Consider the following 17,275-nt stretch of genomic DNA (forward strand, 5'->3'; position numbering starts at 1 on the left):
GCCATGCCTTGGTAAAGTTTTGTTAACGGATCCATGGCAATCAGCCTGCGCTGTGCGATCTGGCCGCGTTGCGGTCGAGCCATCAGCGCAGTAGGATTCGCGCTTTTGCCGAGGATTCGCCCGTCATGCCGTTCCAGCAAGGTCTGCTTGCCACCCCGGTGCCGGTTCATGCCCGTCACCTGTTTTTTACCCTGCACAGCGCACAAGCCCTGCCTGGCGTACTGGATGCGCTGCTCGCCGAAATCGACGGGCGCAGCCTGATTGCTGGCGTCGGGCTGCCAATGGCGACTGCGCTGGGCCGGGCAATTCCGGGTTTGCAGGCGTTCCCTGAGCTCGATGCAGTGGTACACAACCCAAGCACCCAGCACGCGCTGTGGCTGTGGCTGCGTGGCGAAGAACGTGGTGACCTGTATCTGCGCAGCCAGGCACTGATCGCGCAGCTGGCGCCGGCGCTGCAACTGGTCGACAGCATCGACGGCTTCCTGCACCAGGGCGGTCGAGACCTTACCGGTTACGAAGACGGCACTGAAAATCCAAGTGACGACGCTGCGGTCGAAGCTGCCATCGTCGCCGACGCTGAGCCCGGCCTGGCGGGTTCGAGCTACGCAGCGTTCCAGTTGTGGAAGCATGACCTGAGCTACTTCAAGTCGCTGCCTCAGACCGAACAGGACGACATAATTGGCCGCCGTCTAGAAGACAACGAAGAGCTCGACGATGCGCCGGAATCGGCTCACGTCAAACGTACCGCCCAGGAAAGCTACGCGCCGGAAGCGTTCATGGTGCGTCGTTCGGTGTCGTGGGCTGACGACCGCGGCGCAGGCCTGGCGTTTGTAGCGCTTGGCCGTTCGTTCGACGCTTTCGATGTCCAGCTGCGGCGCATGAGCGGCCTGGAAGACGGCGTGGTGGATGCCCTCTATCGCTTCAGCCGGCCGTTGACTGGTGGTTATTACTGGTGCCCGCCGATGACTGAACAGGGGCTGGACCTGCGTCTGCTGCTCGGCTGATCCTGGCCAAGCGGCCAAACATCCAGATACAGAATGCACCGACAGCTCGCGCCATCACGGCTAGCCTTGAAAGTTTCCGGCTTATGACAGGGGCTTTTCCATGTATGCGCGTCGTGATGTCCTACGCACTGGTGCAGCATTGGGCTTGCTGGCCAGCAGCCCCTGGTTGCTGGCAGCTCCCGCCGACAGCTTGCTGACCCGCAAGGTGCCCGGCACTGGCGAGGCGCTGCCGGTGATTGGCGCCGGCACCTCTGGCAGCTTCGAAGTGGAAACAGGGAGTGCCGAGTATCAGCGGCTCCAGCAGGTTCTGCAGGCGTTCTTTGCTGGCGGCGGGCGCATCATCGATACCTCGCCTAATTACGGCGGTGCCGATGCCATTCTTGGCCAGTTACTGGAGGAGGGCGGCTGGCATCGCCAGTGCTTCCTTGCCACCAAAATTGCCGCTGACAGCAAGGCCGCTGCCGAGGCGCAGTGGGCGGGCACCTTGCGCAGCCTGCGCACCGATCGGGTCGACCTGCTGCAGATCCACAACCTGCGCGACTGGCAGCGGCAGCTGCCTTATGCCCGTGAACTGAAGGCGCAGGGCAAGACCCGCTATGTCGGCATCACCCATTACCTGTCCAGCAGCCATGAGCAGGTCGCGCAGATCGTGCGCAAGGAGCCGCTGGATTTTGTCCAGATCAATTACTCGGTAAATGCGCCCGAGGCCGCTCGCGCATTGTTGCCGTTGTGCCAGGACAAGGGCGTTGCGGTGCTGATCAATCGTGCCTTTGACGATGGCCGCCTGTTTGCCCGGGTCAAGGACATGGCCTTGCCAGACTGGGCGGCACAGGTAGGCGCAAGCAGTTGGGCGCAGCTGTTTCTGAAGTTCGCCATCAGCCACCCGGCCGTGACGGCGGTGATCCCCGCCACCGGCCGCCCCGATCGCCAGATCGACCAGCTCAAAGCCGGCCATGGTCAGTTGCTGAGCGAGGCGCAACAGCGCGCGCTGATAGAACTGTTTGGCTAGGCTCATGAGCCGTTGGCGTGAGCGGCTGGGCAACAGCCTGAACCTGCAACCTGGCGAAGGGCCGGCAGTGGCCGCCGGCCTGGTGATGTTCTTTCTGCTGTTTACCGGCTATTTCATGCTGCGCCCGGTGCGCGAAACCATGGGCATCGCCGGCGGCATCGACAATCTGCAGTGGCTGTTCACCGGCACCTTCATCGCCACGCTGGTCTGCCTGCCGCTGTTCGGCTGGCTGGCATCGCGAGTCAAACGCAAGCGCATTCTGCCGTGGACCTACGGCTTCTTTGTCAGCAATCTGGTGTTGTTTGCGGGGCTGTTTGCCGTTGACCAACAGGCGCTGTGGACGGCCCGTGCGTTCTACATCTGGTTGTCTGTGTTCAATCTGCTGGCGATTTCCCTGGCCTGGAGCGTGCTGGCGGACCTGTTTTCCACAGAGCAGGGCAAGCGCCTGTTCGGTTTGCTTGCTGCCGGAGCCAGCGCTGGGGGTTTGGCTGGGCCAGTGCTGGGAACCTTGCTGGTCGCACCCTTGGGCCACAGCGGATTGCTGTTATTGGCCAGCCTGCTGCTGCTTGGCAGCATTGCCGCGAGCGCTTACCTGCAGCACTGGCGTTCGCAGCATCCTCTGGAGCTGACTGCTGAACTGCCGCCGAACAAGCCGCTGGGTGGCAATCCGTTTGCCGGGGCGACGGCAGTCTTGCGTTCGCCTTATCTACTGGGCATTGCCCTGTTCGTGGTGCTGCTTGCCAGTGTCAGCACCTTTTTGTACTTCGAACAGGCCCGCATTGTTAGTGAAACCTTCACTGATCGGACTCAGCAGACGCAGGTGTTCGGTCTGATCGACAGCGTGGTGCAGGCGCTGGCGATTCTCACCCAGCTGTTTATCACTGGCAGGCTCGCCCGGCGGTTGGGTGTCGGCGTGCTGCTGGTTGGCGTACCGCTGCTGATGGCCCTGGGCTTTGTCTGGCTGGCCCTGGCGCCGACCTTTGCCGTGTTTGTAGGGGTGATGGTGGTACGCCGTGCTGGCGAGTACGCACTGGTGCGGCCCGGTCGCGAGATGCTTTTTACGGTGCTACCGGCCGAAGCCAAGTACAAGGCCAAGAGCTTTATCGACACGGTGGTCTATCGCGGTGGCGACGCCTTAAGTGGTTGGCTCAAGCGCGGCCTGGACCTCCTCGGCGAGCATCCGCAGCTGGCGATGCTGATCGGCGCAGCTCTTGCCTTGAGCTGGGCCGGGGTCGGCGGCTGGCTGGGGCGTCGGCAACGCCAGCTCGAGCAACCTGCTCAAGCGTTGCGCGCTAAATAACGCCTCATCGGGCTTTTAATGCCATTGGTCCGAACCTTTCGGAAATAAAGCGAATCCGCTGTTATCGCGGCACTCCCAGCTATGTGCGGCTCATCACCGTGCATCCTAGTAGCTACGAGAGGTTACGCACCATGGACAAGAAAGACACCAACAAGACCGGCAGCCAGGGTGGAACGAAAAACCCGGGCAACTTCGCTAATGATCGCGAAAAGGCTTCTGAAGCCGGCCGTAAGGGCGGACAGAAGTCAGGTGGTGGTGAGTCCAGTGATTCCGGCCGCAAGGGCGGACGTTCGTAAGTGAAATGACGCAGCGCCGGTCCCGCCGGCGCTGCGTTGCTGAAGGAGACAGATCATGCGCCCACGGTCTATAGCACCTACCGTTTGCCTGCTCGGCAGCCTGGCGGTACTGACCGGCTGTTTCGACCGCGACGACAGCCACCCAGCCAAAGATGCCGATGAAAGCAAGCCCTCACTGCAGATGCAGCAGCACCAGACACCCGCTCCACAACCCGCGCCTGGGCCAGAGCCCATGCCGCAGGACAACAAAAACCAATAAGTGCACGAGGAATGAGTCATGACGGTGATGACCCGCAAGGCCGCCCCCATGGTTCCGGCCTTGACCACGGAAGACAGCTTCGAACAGCGCTACCGGGCACTCCTGCACGGCCACAGCGTCGACAGTGCGCAATGGCTTGCCCGACAGCTCAAGCGCGCCGAGCAACTGGCGGATGATCTCCCAGCTTCGCCTGCTCAGCTCAGCGACTGGGCGGTGCGCCACAGTGCTCAGGTGGCTGCGGAGTTCGCGACTTACCTGACCCAGCGCCGCGAAGGCGGGCCACGCCGTTATTTTGCCAACCGCGCCCAGGCACTGTGGTACATCCAGCAAGTGGCTCCGACCAAAGCGGTCGATGGTGCCTGGCTGCATGGCTTTTTGCAGCACTGGCAGGACCCACGCTATCACGGCCTTATCCGTACCTTTTTAGAAGAGTTGGGTGATGGTGATCCGCGTTGCAACCACGTCCTGATCTATCAGCGCCTGCTCAGCCGCCTTGGCTGCCTGGAGCTGCTGCCACTTGTCGATGAGCGTTATCTGCAGGGTACCGTTCAACTGGCCCTGGGCGCGCACGGCGATGCCTTCGAGGCGGAGGCTATTGGCTACAACCTGGGCTATGAGCAACCACCGCTGCACCTGTTGATCACCACCTATGAACTGGCAGAACTGGGCATCGACGGCCACTACTTCCAGCTGCACGTCACCATCGACAATGCTGCAACCGGCCACGCGCACAAATCGATTCAGGCACTGCTGCAGTTGTTGCCGGAAAGCGACGCCGGGGCCTACTACCAACGGGTTCGTCAGGGTTATCGGCTGAACGAGCTCGGTGAATCTGCCACCGCGCTTATCGCCAGTTTCGATCTTGAACAGGAACTGATCAGCTCGCTGGAACGCAAGCGCCTGTTCGGCCAGTTCATGCATTCCGACCATTGCCGCCTGCAGGGCCGCACCATCAATCAATGGCTGGCTGAACCAGACGGCATGGCCGGCTTCCTCGATGCGCTGCAAGCGCAAAAATGGGTTGTACGCGGACAGGACCCGGCCGAGAGCCGCTTCTGGCGCGTCATGGACGGCCCCACTGCACCTATGTTTGGCGTGTTCAGTGCCTATGAAAAGCAGCTGTGGTACGACTGGATCAGCGCTGATTGGCAAGGCCCGAGAATCCGCCGCGTTGCCCCCGGAAGCTGGGAGACTGGGCTGCAGCTCGACGCGCCAAGCAGTATGCAGAAGCCTTCGACCGCACCGTTGGAAACGCTCATCGCCCGTATGGCAGGTAACCGGCATGCCTTGCCGGCGGGGTTGGAAGCTACCCGCGCGTACATTCGCGCTACAGGTCTTACCCAGGAGAACGCTCATTGATTGCAGCCAGCGAAGAACAGACTCAGGCTGACGAGGCCTTGTTGCAATTAGGCAAGCACCTGCGTGCTGACGGCTATCGGTTTACCTGCGTAAGCCCAGCGACTCATGCGCGTAACAATGTGCGACCTGAGGCCCAGCGCGCTTGCACACTGCGCGACATTTTTGGCTGGAGCAGGCCATTTGCTGCGGGGCTTTTGTCGGCGGACCAACTGCAGCAGCTGGCTGAGGCTCAGGTATTGGACGAGCACGGCGAGTCGCTGCGCAGCAAGGTGCGCTGGTCGACTCTGGAAGATCTGCTCCTGGTGCATTCTGCCTATCCGACCGAGGCCAGCGATGCAGTATTCTTTGGCCCGGACAGTTACCGATTTGCCCAGGTCATCCACGAGCATCTGCAGCGCTGCACAACGCCCGTGCAGCATGCAGTAGATATTGGCTGCGGCAGCGGAATTGGCGCGCTGTTGATCGCCAGGGCTGCCCAGCACGCTCAGGTCAGTGCGGTGGACATCAACCCGCTGGCGCTGCGTTACACCACGGTTAATGCCGCCCTGGCAGGGTTAACCAATGTTTCAGTGCAGCGCAGCAATATTCTCGACGGTGTCACTGGCACGTTCGACCTGATCGTCGCCAATCCCCCTTACATGCTCGACACCCAGCAGCGCCAGTATCGCCACGGCGGCGGCTCACTCGGCGCGCAGTTGTCGTTACAGATCATCGAACAAGGCTGTGAGCGCCTCAGCCCCGGGGGCACGCTGCTGCTGTATACCGGAGTTGCCATGATCGGGGGCCGTGACCCATTGCTTGAAGCGGCACGCGCACTTTTGGCCGGGCCACGCTGGAGTTGGGTCTATCGCGAGCTTGATCCGGATGTGTTCGGCGAACAGTTGAGTGAGCCAGGTTATGAGCAGGTCGAGCGGATTGCAGCAGTTGCGTTAAGCGTTACCCGAATCGGATGAGCGTATGTTCAAGCCTTGTACCTTCGGCATCGAAGAAGAGTACCTGTTGGTAGAAACAGCCACCGGCAAGGTGCTGGCTACACCTTCCCCAGTGGTGGGTAATCTCTGCCGCGAAGTCATGGGGCAGTATTTCGCCGAAGAAATGTTCCGCTGCCAGATCGAAGTCGCCTCGCCGGTATTCGATCACGTGCGCCAGGCCCAGCAGTTTTTCGGTGATAGCCGCCAGCGCCTGAACGAGGCGTTGGCCGAGGAGGGCGCTGCCCTCTATTGTGCCGGCAGTCACCCCAGCGCGCAGTGGCAACGCCAGCGTCCGAGCACCACCCCGCGATACTGGCAACTATTCGAAGATTACCAGCACGTGGCGCGGCGTAGTGTGCTCTCGGGACTGCATGTGCATGTCGGGGTGGCACCTGGCTGCGATCGCATTCAGCTGATCAACCAAGTGGTGTACTGGTTGCCGCTGTTCCTGCTGCTGAGCAGTTCTTCACCGCTATGGAGCGGGGAGAACACCGGCTACATGAGCTACCGCAGGGCGATTTGCGGCGAGTGGCCACATATGGGCCTGCCAGAGCCGCTGGCAGACTGGACTGCGTATCAACGCTATCGCGGCTTGCTGCAGCGCACCGGCTCGCTGGCTATCGATGGCGCATTCTGGTGGGCGCTGCGGCCATCCCAGCGCTTTGCCACCGTGGAACTGCGTATCAGTGATGGTTGCCCGCGGCTGGAAGATGCGCTGTGCATTGCGGGTTTGTTTCGCCATCTGGTGGAGTGTTGCGTCATGCCTCATTACGCCCCGGCGCCGGCCAGTCGCGAAACTCACTGGATTGCCCAAGAGAACTACTGGCGGGCCATGCGTTATGGTCGCCATGGGCAGTTCATCGGGCTTGAACAGCAACAGGCGGTATCCGCCTTGGTTTGGCTGGCGCAGCTACGCGGGCAGCACCCGCCTGACTCGGTCGATGCCGAACGGGCATTCATGCAGGCGCAGCGCATTTTGACTGAAGGCACCAGTGCTGATCGGCAGCTGGAATGCCTCGAACATGCGAGATTGGCCGGGCGAGATAAACGCCAGGGGCTGCGCGAGGTGGTTGAAATGGTCGTTGCAGAAGGTCAAGGCGCCTGGCCGGTCAGCAACCTCAACCGTACTCAGCCCTGAGCCGATCTGGATCAAGCCCGTTCGCCGCGCAACCAGCGTTGGTGGTAATGGCTCAAGCGTGTCAATCCATACAGCGCACCCTGTTGCAGTACCTCGGTGCGAATTCCGAAAAAGCGCTGGGTTCGGGTGAAAACCGCCAGCGGCTCGCCGGCGAAGGCCCAGGCAAAACACAATGTTCCCGGCGCTATACCGTCGGCACTCTCTGGCCCGGCAACTCCGGTGGTGGCGATTGCAACGGTAGCGGTGCTGTCGCGCAGGGCGCCCATCGCCATTTCCCAAGCTACCGCCTCACTGGTCAATCCATAGCGCTCGATGGTGATATCGCTCACCCCCAGCAGGCGTTTTTTCGCTTCAGGCGAATACACCACATAGCCGCTCTCGAGCACCTCGCCGGTGCCTGGGCTTTCGGCCAGTAGTGCAACCATGCGCCCTGCGGTGCACGACTCGGCAGTGGTCAGCAGCAGGTGTTGCTGCTTCAGATAATCGAGTACAGCCTGGACTTGAGCTTGCGGCATGACGGGGCACCTTGAGTGTCTTTTGCGATTGACGCTTGGTCCTGATGATTGGTTCAGAGCGCTCGGGCCAGGCCGTGCGGCATCTCGATCAAACCTTCATCTCGCCATGCAGTCATTCATATTAAGGGCCTGAAGTGGTTCAGGCCGTGGAGGTGGCTGATGAAGTTTTACTGCCTGCTGCGGGGCTGCCAATGGCGGACCCTGATCAATCACCGACAAGCCGGGCTGGAGTGTCAATGTTGCGAGCGCTGCGGTGCGCTGCGCTCATTCCAGCCTGGGCAACCCTAGCAATTTCAGGAGCTGACCATGGCCCGGGCAATCTGGAAAGGCGCGATCAGTTTTGGCCTCGTGCACATCCCCGTTTCACTCAATACCGCCGTGCGTACCGAGCGGGTCGATTTTGACTGGCTCGACAAACGCAGCATGGAGCCGGTGGGCTACAAGCGCATCAACAAGGTCACCGGCAAGGAAATCGACAAGGACAACATCGTCAAAGGCGTGGAGTACCAGAAAGGCCAATATGTAGTGATCAGTGAAGACGAGATCCGCAAGGCGCGCCCTGAGGCCACCCAAACGATCGATATCTTCTCGTTTGTCGAGGCCGGCGATATTCCCCTGCAGCACTTTGATACGCCGTACTACCTGAGCCCGGACAAGCGCGGTGGCAAGGTTTATGCGCTGCTGCGCGAAACCCTGGAAAGCACCGGCAAGGTGGCGTTGGCCACGGTGGTCTTGCATACCCGCCAGCACCTGGCGCTGTTGCGCCCGCTGGATGATGCACTGGTGATGATTACCCTGCGCTGGCCAGAGGAAGTGCGAGGCCTCGATACGCTGGAGCTGGACAAGAGCGTAACCGATATCAAGGTCGACAAGCGTGAACTGGACATGGCCAAGCGCCTGGTCGAAGACATGAGCGGGCCGTGGACGCCGGACCAATATCATGATGCGTTCCGGCAGACGATCATGGACCTGGTCGAAGAGAAGGCCAGCAAGGGCAAGATCGCCGTGGTGGAGAAGGCCGAGGGCGGCAAGGGCGAGAAAAGCGCAGATATCATCGACCTTACCGAATTGCTCAAACGCAGCCTCGGAGGCAAGCCCGGTGCAGCCAAGAAGAAAGCGCCCGAGCCTGCCAAAACTACGGAAAAGAAACCCGCCAAGCGCACACGCAAAGCCTCCTGAGGGGCATGGGCGAGGGGTACGGTCAGTGACTCATTTCGGCCTGCAGGTTTTTCTTCCAGCCGCGCAGGTTCATCGCGCCCAGGCAGAACTGCAGTGCAATCAACGCCCAGGCCTCGATCGACCAGCCCCAGATCACCCACAACATATTACTGCTGATAAAGCAGCAGAAACCCATCCGCCGCCGGTGGGGTCGGCGTGAACCGATGCACCAGGCGGCAATTACGGTAAGCAGCATGGCCGGCCACTGCAGAAGGTCGATCCAGTCCACCATCACTTGAGCCCCATCTTTTTGCGCATGCCAGCGGTAATTGACTGGCGCGTCTTGGCCATATCGGCCCATGGATCTTCAACCTCAGCCAAACGCTCGTGCAGGTTATTGATCGTCCATTGGTTGGCACCTTTGAGCTCGGTCAGCTCCTCACGCCAGATCGGTACCGACACCGGCAGGCCTTCGCGTGCGCGCAGGCTGTAGGCGCAGGCAGTGGTGGCGCCTTTGCCATTGCGCAGGTAGTCGATAAAGATCCGCCCGACGCGGTTCTTTGGCCCGGACACGGCGCTCAGGCGCTCGGGGAACAGCTTGGCCAGGTAGTTGACCAGGGCATGGCTGAAGTCTTTGACCTCGTCCCATCCGGCGCGGCGGGTCAGCGGCACCACCACGTGGATGCCCTTGCCGCCGCTGGTCTTGAGAAATACTTTGAGACCCAGCTCATCAAGCAGGGTCAAGGTCAGCTGGGTGGCTTCCAACATGGCTTTCCAAGGCAGCGCAGGATCAGGATCGAGGTCGAGCACGAAGCGGTCTGGCTTGTCGAAATCCTTGTCGGTGGCGTTCCAGGTGTGCAGCTCGAGCGTGTTCATCTGTACCGCGCCAAGCAAGGTCTCAGGCCTGTTGATGACCATGGCCGCCTGGCCAGCCTCGGCCTTGTCGTAGCCGAGCACGCCGGGTAGGTGCAGCTGGCCGGCGTTTTTCTGGAAGAACAGTTCGCCTTCCAGCCCATCCGGTGCGCGTACCAGTGCCACTGGGCGGTCCTTGAGTTGCGGCATGAGCCAGTCGGCGACGGCGGCGTAGTACTCGGCGACTTGCCGCTTGGTGGCGCCGCTGCCGGCGTCGATCACCCGGTCGGGGTGAGTCAGGCGCAGTTCACCGAGGTTTTCTTCATCGCTGGATTTGTTAGGGGATTTCTTAGCAACGGCGGCTTTTGGCATTGCATGCTCCAGGTCGATGGCCTTGGCCGGTTTGTCGTCACGCAGACCGTGGAAAACCGCATGGCGCACACTGCCGTCGCGGGTGATCTGTGCGTAGGCGATTTCGGCCAGCAGTTTCGGTTTGAGCCAATGCACGCCACGCGCATCTGCGCCCGTTGGAGGTTTGGCGAGCGCCGGCTTGGCGACTTCGAGAGGTTTCAGGCGTGCATGGATGCTGGCCAACGTCGTTGCAGTAAAGCCGGTGCCCACCTTGCCGGCATAGCGCAGCTCACCGCTGGGCTTGTCGTGGAGGGCCAGCAGCAAGGCGCCAAACCCGCTGCGGCTGCCTTTGGGATCGGTATAGCCGACGATCACGAACTCCTGGCGCAGCTGGCACTTGAGCTTGATCCAGTCATTGCTGCGTCGGCCTGAGTAGACGCTGTCGGCTCGCTTGCCGATCAGCCCTTCAAGTTCCAGCTTGCAGGCACTCTGCAGCAGCGATTCGACCGGCTCGTCGAAGTCGGCTGAGTACTTGAGACAGTCCCGCTCATTGTGCTCAAGCAGCTGGCGCAACGCCTCACGGCGATCTTGCAGCGGCACCTGATGCAGGTCTTCGCCACCCAGGAACAGCAGGTCGAACAGGTAATAGGTAATCTGCTCGTCGTTCTGCGTATCGAAGGCATTCTGCAATGCCTGAAAGTCTGCAGCGCCCTGTTCGTTGGCCACCACCATTTCACCATCGAGCCAGGCTTGCTTCAGCTTGAGCGTGCGCAGCGCCTCGACCTGGTGGGGCATCTTCGCGCTCCAGTCGTGGCCATTGCGAGTAAACAGGCGAACATCATCGCCGTCGATCCGGGCGAGGATGCGGTAGCCGTCGAACTTGACCTCATAGCGCCAATCGCCGGCAGGCGCGGCATCGACAAGAGTGGCCAGCTGAGGCTGCAGTTTTTCAGGTAGCTCGGCTTTGGTTTTGCTGGCGCTGCGCTTGGCAGCAGGCGGTGCTTTCCTGGCCGTTTTGGCGGGAGACTTTGCTGCTTTGCGCGGCACCAGTGTGCGGTCACTGATCACGCTGTCAGGCAGAGCCTCGACGATGCTGTATTCGTCTTCACTACGGGCATCGCCGTCATGCGATTTGACCAGCATCCATTGTTCTTTCTTGCCTACCAGACGAGTACGAAACAGATTCCACACGCCTGAGAGTTTTTCGCCCTGCAGGCGGAAGCGCAGCTTGCCCTTGGCGTAGGCAGCGTGTGCGTCACCTTCGGGCTCCCACACACCACGGTCCCAGACAATCACGTCGCCGGCGCCATAGTGGCCGTCGGGGATATTGCCTTCGAACTCGGCGTAATCCAGCGGATGGTCTTCGACATGCACAGCGAGCCGGCGCACTTTTGGGTCCAGTGAAGGGCCTTTGGGAATTGCCCAGCTCTTCAGGGTGCCGTCCAGTTCCAGGCGGAAATCGTAGTGCAGGTGGCTGGCATCGTGTTTCTGGATGCAGTACTGCAATGCCTGTGGCTTTTTGCTGCGGCGTGACTTTCCGGCGGGTTCGGGGGTGGCGTTGAAATCACGTTTGCGTTGATATTCCTGCAGGGGTTCGCTCATCTCGGGCTCCTGTTCAAATCCCAGGCTCTCTGAAGTTGGGAGGCGAGGGCGGCGCAGGGAGTTCCATCTGTGACGGGCGGGGGGATATCAACGGCTGCGAGGATTTGGTCTGCACCTGATAAACAAATTTGAGTCATCTGCGAACCGGGATGGTCGACTTTATGAACCCACCTGATGGAGAGCGCACATGGCTCAGCCTAACGACCCGAAAACCCGCACGCCTGCCGAGATCGACGATATTCAGGATCGGATGGGCAGTGTGCACGAGCTGGACTTCAGCGACCGCGACGATGAGCGCCAGGGCAGGGCCGGCGACGAGCGCTCACTGGCTGAAGTCGAACATGACTTCCCGCCAGAGCGTGTGGCCGAAAGCGGCATGACCGGTGGCGAGGCTCTGACCGAGAGCCTGCACGAAGACAACGTGACCTTGGACGACCTGAGCCCAGACACCTTGTTCGATCAGACCGGCGCTCGCGACCCGCACGAGCCAGGTGATGGTGGAGACCCGGCCGACCAAGTCTTGCGTGAAGTAGACGCCGAGGAAATCGGCGGCGGCTTTGGCCTCGACGAAGCAGAGCTGGCGCGCTCAGCGCCGCTGGATGGCGAGCCATGGACCGATGAGGTCTCACCTGTAGACGATGAAGCATCCAACCGGAGCCGCGAATCATGACCGAACTACGCTGTGCATGCCTTGACTGCGCTTGCACGATCAACGCCAATACCCTCCTGCAAGACGGCAAGGGCTACTGCTGCGAAGCCTGCGCCAGCGGTCACCGCAATGGCGAGCCTTGTCGCATGGGCGACTGCAAATGCGGCGAGACTGCGCAACCGAATGAGAGCAATGTCGACAACGCCCTTGATGAGACTTTCCCGGCCAGCGATCCCATCTCGCCCTGAGCCGTCCTGAAATCGGCCCCGGTGTGGCTCGAGGCTGCTGCAGGTTGAGCAGCTTCGAGCCAGGCCGGGGCCGACCTGTGTCCGGCAGCCTCTAGTGGGTCTGCCAGATGCCGTTGCTGCGTTCGCAATCCGTGCGCGCCTGGCCCAGGCTTGGCGTGTCGTAGTAGTAAGTGATCACCCGGGCCTCCTTGCCGATCGCTGGCCGCGTGGCGGGTTCATCGCGGCCCATCGACTTGGGATTGGCCAGGGTTTCCTGGGTCAACTGGGCAATACAGCTACCGACACTGCCTTCGGCGCATTTGGCGACTTTGCGCTTGTCGGTGCTGAGCATCTCCTTGCTCTCGTTGCTGCACGACCAGTCGATGGCCTCGGCGGGCATGTTGCTGTAGCTGTAGCAGGTGTGGCCTTCGACAGGCTTGACTGCCTCGCTGGAAGAGCGGGTCACGACGTCGCAGGCCTCAGCCAGCACGTGACTGCTGGCCAGGCATGCACCGAGTAAAAGCAAGGCACGGATACACATGGTTTGTCTCCCGGGCCTTGGCCTTTACGGTCGGCCGCTTTTGTTGACGCTCAGGTTTTGTGCAATTGCGCTTTGTCCTGCTGGCGCAGGGCCTTGGCGCGTTTCTCCAGAATCAGATAAGCGATCACCGCCAGCACCAGCGGTATCAGGTAGTACAGGGTGCGATAGCCGAGTAGTCCGGCGACCAGGCTGCCCTGGCTGAGCTGGCCTTGCAGCAGGGCCAGGAACACCGTTTCCAGCACTCCGAGCCCGGCCGGGATGTGCGCCACCACGCCCGCCACACAGCTGATCAGCAATACACCGAGAATGGACGGGTAGAACAGATCACCCGGCAGCAGCCAGTAGATCAGCACCGCCATCAGCGCCCAGTTGCTGGCGCCCAAGGCAACCTGACACAGCGCCAGGCGCAGCGAGGGCAGGGTGATCTCGTGCTTGCGGATATGCCAGGTGCGGCGTTTGGCGTAACCGCAGGCCAGCACGTAGCCGACCGATACGGCGATCATCAGCACACCGATGAGCTGCAGCCCGGTGGCACCCACCGACCAGCTCTCAGGCAGCTTGACCAGGCGCATGGCAAACACGCTGCCGGCCAGCAGCATGTAGCCCATCCAGTTGGTCAGCAAACCCAAGGTGAGGATGCGCGTGATGGTGGCGTTATCCAGGCCCAGACGCCCGTACAGGCGATAGCGCAGGGCGACGCCGCCGACCCAGGTGGTGAAGTTGAGGTTGAACGCATAGCAGACGAAGGCCACCGGCAGCACCTGCCGAGCAGGCAGCTTGTGGCCGGTGTAGGCGCGCCCGAGCAGATCGTAGCTGGCGAACACCAGATAACTGCACAGGGCCAGGCCCAAACCGACGATCAACGTGCCAGGCTTGTAGGCCAGCAGCGACTGACGGACTTCATTCCAGTCGAGGTTGCGCGCCAGGTAGTACAGCAATACCGGGATCATCAGCATGAACAGCAGGGTGAACAGGCGCTTGCCCCAAGTGAGCCAGGTTTTCCGTTCCATCAGGTATTGCCCTCACGCAGTTCACCTTGGGTACTGACTTCAGGTTGCAGCGATTTCAGGCGTTGCCGATGGGCTGGCAGCACCCCGGCAATCCGCGGAAAGTATCGGGTCAGGTGGAAGCCGGCAAAAATCAATGGCGCTCGCCACCAGTAGCCACGAATCATCCGCTCAAGGGTGACGGCCTTGCAGTGATTGCCGGCCAGTTGGCTGAGGTGCTCGTACAGTTGCTGGTTAAACGCACGATCCTTGATCAGCAGGTTGGCTTCCAGATTGAACGCAAGGCTCAGCGGGTCGAGGTTGCTCGAGCCGACTGTCGACCATTCGTCATCGACCAGGGCAACCTTGCCGTGCAATGGGCGCTGGCAGTATTCGTGAATCCGCACGTTGTCGCGCAGCAGGTAGTTGTAGAGCAACCGCGACAGCGCGCGCACCCAACGCATGTCTGGTTGCCCTTGCAGAATGAGCGTTACCTCGATGCCACGGCGAGACGCATTGCGTAGCTCGCGCAACAGCCTGTAGCCGGGGAAGAAATACGCATTGGCGATGAGGATGCGCTTGCGCGCACCGCGTATGGCCTGCAGATACTGCTCTTCGATATCGTTGCGGTGCTTGCGGTTGTCACGCTCGACCAGCACCGCGCGCACCGACCCCGCCGGCTCGGTCACCGGCTTGACCCGCTTGGGTTCGGCCAGCACCGGCTTCATCAGCCTGATACTCGAGGCGTGCACCTGGGCGACCACGGGACCGGTGACTTCCACCGCGTAATCCTGCTTGGCCATCGGCCCGAAGTCGCCCAGGTGATCGGCGCTGTAATTTATCCCGCCAATGAACGCCCGCTCAGCGTCGATCACCACGATCTTGCGGTGTAGGCGATGGAACAGGTTGGTGCGCATGCCAGCCACTTTCGGCTGCGGATCGAAGGCGTGGAAGCGCACACCCGCTTCGGTCATCGCTGCGATGAACGCATCAGGCAGCTCGCCGGTGCCGTAGCCGTCAGCCACCAGCTCGACACGCACGCCGCGCTGGGCAGCTTCGATCAGCACCCGCTGCAGCTGCTGGCCAACCTTGTCATCGAAGATGATGAACGTCTCGAGCAGGATCTCCTCCTGCGCTTGGCCCATTGCCTCGAAGACACGGGGGTAAAACTCCTCGCCATTGATCAGCAACTGCACAGTGTTGCCTTCAGTCCAGGATAACGTCATAGGCTGATCTCCGCGGCCAGGGGGGCATGGTCGGACAGATGCGACCATGGGTATTTGGATAGCACCTGCGCCGAGCGCGGCAGGGCATTGCGTAGGTAGATGCGGTCCAGCCGCAGCAGCGGCAGGCGTGCCGGGAAGCTGCGCGCAGGCATGCCGAAGCGGTCGCCAAAGGCCTCGACCAGGTGCTCGCTGAGCACGCTGTCGGCCTTGAGGCGCCAGTCGTTGAAGTCGCCGGCGACGATCACCGGCGCTTTGGCCGGCAAGCTGTCGAGCAATTCCAGCAACAGCTGCACCTGGCGTTGGCGGTGAGCCTCACGCAGGCCCAGATGAACACACACCGCATGCACCTGATCATGGCCAGGCACCTGCAGGCGGCAGTGGAGCAGGCCGCGCTCTTCATTACCGTCAATCGAGACGTCCAGATTTCGGTGCTCGACGATGGGGAATTTGGACAGCAACGCGTTGCCGTGGTCGCCATGGGGATACACCGCATTGCGCCCGTAGGCGAACTGCGACCACATGCTGTCGGCAAGAAACTCGTATTGTGGCGTGGTTGGCCAGGTCGGATGGCGCTCGGCATGTTGCAGATGAGTACCATGTACTTCTTGCAGAAACACCAGATCGGCGCCGGTACTGCGTACCGCTTCGCGCAGCTCGGGCAAGATGAAGCGCCGATTGAAGAAGGTAAAACCTTTGTGCACGTTGATCGTCAGCACGTTAAGGCCATGCACGGCAGTAACGCTGCCGACGCTGCAGCGCGCTTCGTGTAGCGGTTGGTTCATAGATCCACCTGCGGTTCGACGCCCGGCTCGGTGACCAGTTCGCCATCGAGCTTGAGCTTGGATAACAGACGCCGTGCGTCATAAGGGGCATGGACTTTCTGGTCGTTGTCGAAGTAGCAGTAGACGTCGCGCTGGGCGCGCTTGCGCGGTGCGCCGGGCACCACCAGACGAGCGTCTTGCGCCTGGCCACCTTGGCTCCAGGCTTCGATGCGCTGGCGCCAACGGCGCAGGGCGCTTGCGGTATAGCCGCTGCTGTACAGCTCGACATCGCCATGCAGGCGCATATAGACAAAATCTGCGGTCACGTCTTCGACATAGGGCCATTTGCCGGCGCTGTCGGCGACAACCAAGGCAATGTTGTGTTTGCGCAGCAGTTTGATGAAGGCGGCGCAGAGGAAACTCTCGTGACGGATCTCGATGGCGTAACGCAAAGGGACATTACCGCTGATGGCGGTCGCGCCATTGCCGCGCAGGCGTTCGGCGCACTGCTCGGCACAGCGGCAGGCGGCCCGGCGATCGCGCGGGAGCTGCTCGAAGAAAGCTTTGAAGCGTTCTTCATCGAACTTCATCGTGGCCGGGAACTGCCACAGCATCGGACCAAGCTTGGCACCCAGCATCAGTGGACCGGAGGCGAAGAAATTCGCCAGCGGCTCTTCGATATCCTTGAGCCGGCGGGTATGGGTGATATAGCGCGGGGCCTTGACCGAGAAGATGAAGTCGTCTGGTGTTTCATCGCGCCATTGTGCATATCGTGCTGGGGTTTGCAGCGCGTAGAAAGAGCCGTTGATTTCAATGCTGTTGACTGCTCGTGACGCAAACGCGAGTTCATCCTTCTGGCGCAGGCCTTCCGGGTAGAAGTCCTTGCGCCAGGGGCTATAACGCCATCCGGATATGCCGATGCGAATGTCGCTCACGGTGGAGTCCTTGTGCAGAATCGGTCTTTTACTGCGACCTCTGCGTGAGCGTCAGGGTTCAGCGTGGGTTGACCAGTGGGCGCCTTGGTACGCAGCGCCACCAGCAATTTTGAACTTTGCCGCGCTTGACGATTCC

At 61.3% G+C, this 17,275-nt stretch carries 19 protein-coding genes and 1 pseudogene; 12 read left to right on the forward strand and 8 right to left on the reverse strand.

Going from position 1 to position 17,275, the window contains the following annotated elements; translation table 11 throughout:
• Positions 1–125 precede the first annotated feature (125 nt).
• From M2396_RS05440 to M2396_RS05475, 8 genes and pseudogenes are all read left to right on the forward strand, one after another.
• Complete coding sequence (locus M2396_RS05440; RefSeq protein WP_150569250.1) at positions 126–1,004, forward strand: Dyp-type peroxidase; 879 nt, start codon at positions 126–128, stop codon at positions 1,002–1,004.
• A gap of 100 nt (positions 1,005–1,104) precedes the next feature.
• Positions 1,105–2,013, forward strand: coding sequence for an aldo/keto reductase (locus M2396_RS05445; RefSeq protein WP_101319451.1), 909 nt, complete (start codon positions 1,105–1,107; stop codon positions 2,011–2,013).
• Between the two features lie 4 nt (positions 2,014–2,017).
• Positions 2,018–3,313: an NTP/NDP exchange transporter gene (locus M2396_RS05450; protein WP_181087926.1), complete on the forward strand. Its 1,296-nt coding sequence runs from the start codon at positions 2,018–2,020 to the stop codon at positions 3,311–3,313.
• 176 nt (positions 3,314–3,489) lie between these two features.
• Positions 3,490–3,609, forward strand: a pseudogene (locus M2396_RS05455) (KGG domain-containing protein); the annotation flags it as partial.
• 55 nt (positions 3,610–3,664) lie between these two features.
• Positions 3,665–3,868: a hypothetical protein gene (locus M2396_RS05460; RefSeq protein ID WP_101319445.1), complete on the forward strand. Its 204-nt coding sequence runs from the start codon at positions 3,665–3,667 to the stop codon at positions 3,866–3,868.
• Positions 3,869–3,886: 18 nt separating this feature from the next.
• On the forward strand, positions 3,887–5,227 hold the full coding sequence (locus tag M2396_RS05465) for an iron-containing redox enzyme family protein (RefSeq protein WP_409035077.1): 1,341 nt from the start codon (positions 3,887–3,889) through the stop codon (positions 5,225–5,227).
• Positions 5,227–6,180 carry a class I SAM-dependent methyltransferase gene (locus M2396_RS05470; RefSeq protein ID WP_259074225.1) on the forward strand — a complete coding sequence of 318 codons (954 nt, stop codon included), beginning with the start codon at positions 5,227–5,229 and terminating at the stop codon, positions 6,178–6,180. Before M2396_RS05465 ends, M2396_RS05470 begins: the two co-directional genes overlap by 1 nt.
• A gap of 4 nt (positions 6,181–6,184) precedes the next feature.
• A complete protein-coding gene (locus M2396_RS05475) occupies positions 6,185–7,336 on the forward strand; it encodes a carboxylate-amine ligase (protein ID WP_259073623.1) in 1,152 nt (383 codons plus the stop codon).
• A gap of 11 nt (positions 7,337–7,347) precedes the next feature.
• Here M2396_RS05475 and M2396_RS05480 read toward each other — a convergent pair whose 3' ends face one another.
• Positions 7,348–7,851 carry a CinA family protein gene (locus M2396_RS05480; protein WP_101319439.1) on the reverse strand — a complete coding sequence of 168 codons (504 nt, stop codon included), beginning with the start codon at positions 7,849–7,851 and terminating at the stop codon, positions 7,348–7,350.
• A gap of 159 nt (positions 7,852–8,010) precedes the next feature.
• Here M2396_RS05480 and M2396_RS24175 point away from each other — a divergent pair, with 159 nt between their 5' ends.
• Together M2396_RS24175 and M2396_RS05485 are read left to right on the forward strand one after the other, a co-directional pair.
• Positions 8,011–8,139 carry a PSPA7_2676 family Cys-rich small protein gene (locus M2396_RS24175; protein WP_308812229.1) on the forward strand — a complete coding sequence of 43 codons (129 nt, stop codon included), beginning with the start codon at positions 8,011–8,013 and terminating at the stop codon, positions 8,137–8,139.
• A gap of 18 nt (positions 8,140–8,157) precedes the next feature.
• Positions 8,158–9,030 (forward strand): Ku protein, encoded by an 873-nt coding sequence (locus M2396_RS05485; protein ID WP_150571636.1) that lies wholly within the window; start codon positions 8,158–8,160, stop codon positions 9,028–9,030.
• A 22-nt stretch (positions 9,031–9,052) separates the two neighbouring features.
• Here the strand turns inward: M2396_RS05485 and M2396_RS05490 are convergent, their stop codons facing one another.
• Both M2396_RS05490 and ligD read right to left on the reverse strand, forming a co-directional pair.
• Complete coding sequence (locus M2396_RS05490; protein WP_259073626.1) at positions 9,053–9,301, reverse strand: hypothetical protein; 249 nt, start codon at positions 9,299–9,301, stop codon at positions 9,053–9,055.
• Positions 9,301–11,814 (reverse strand): DNA ligase D, encoded by a 2,514-nt coding sequence (ligD, locus tag M2396_RS05495; RefSeq protein WP_259073627.1) that lies wholly within the window; start codon positions 11,812–11,814, stop codon positions 9,301–9,303. The genes M2396_RS05490 and ligD overlap by 1 nt, the downstream gene beginning before the upstream one ends.
• 187 nt (positions 11,815–12,001) lie before the next feature.
• Between ligD and M2396_RS05500 the strand changes: the two genes are divergently transcribed.
• Both M2396_RS05500 and M2396_RS05505 read left to right on the forward strand, forming a co-directional pair.
• Positions 12,002–12,484: a phosphotransferase system, HPr-related protein gene (locus M2396_RS05500; RefSeq protein WP_101319431.1), complete on the forward strand. Its 483-nt coding sequence runs from the start codon at positions 12,002–12,004 to the stop codon at positions 12,482–12,484.
• Entirely contained in the window at positions 12,481–12,711 is a 231-nt protein-coding gene (locus M2396_RS05505) for a metallothionein (RefSeq protein ID WP_103437316.1), read from the forward strand. The genes M2396_RS05500 and M2396_RS05505 overlap by 4 nt, the downstream gene beginning before the upstream one ends.
• Positions 12,712–12,802: 91 nt before the next feature.
• Here M2396_RS05505 and M2396_RS05510 read toward each other — a convergent pair whose 3' ends face one another.
• From M2396_RS05510 to M2396_RS05530, 5 genes are read right to left on the reverse strand one after another with little or no spacing between them, the layout of a single operon-like run.
• A complete protein-coding gene (locus M2396_RS05510; protein WP_150569257.1) occupies positions 12,803–13,231 on the reverse strand; it encodes a hypothetical protein in 429 nt (142 codons plus the stop codon).
• Between the two features lie 50 nt (positions 13,232–13,281).
• Positions 13,282–14,241, reverse strand: coding sequence for a lysylphosphatidylglycerol synthase domain-containing protein (locus tag M2396_RS05515; protein WP_101319425.1), 960 nt, complete (start codon positions 14,239–14,241; stop codon positions 13,282–13,284).
• Entirely contained in the window at positions 14,241–15,443 is a 1,203-nt protein-coding gene (clsB, locus tag M2396_RS05520; protein WP_150569258.1) for a cardiolipin synthase ClsB, read from the reverse strand. The genes M2396_RS05515 and clsB overlap by 1 nt, the downstream gene beginning before the upstream one ends.
• Positions 15,440–16,225: an endonuclease/exonuclease/phosphatase family protein gene (locus tag M2396_RS05525; protein WP_150569259.1), complete on the reverse strand. Its 786-nt coding sequence runs from the start codon at positions 16,223–16,225 to the stop codon at positions 15,440–15,442. The genes clsB and M2396_RS05525 overlap by 4 nt, the downstream gene beginning before the upstream one ends.
• Positions 16,222–17,139 carry a DUF72 domain-containing protein gene (locus M2396_RS05530; protein ID WP_188035928.1) on the reverse strand — a complete coding sequence of 306 codons (918 nt, stop codon included), beginning with the start codon at positions 17,137–17,139 and terminating at the stop codon, positions 16,222–16,224. Before M2396_RS05530 ends, M2396_RS05525 begins: the two co-directional genes overlap by 4 nt.
• Between the last annotated feature and the right edge of the window lie 136 nt (positions 17,140–17,275).

Source organism: Pseudomonas sp. BIGb0278, assembly GCF_024809895.1.
GTDB lineage: Bacteria > Pseudomonadota > Gammaproteobacteria > Pseudomonadales > Pseudomonadaceae > Aquipseudomonas > Aquipseudomonas shirazensis.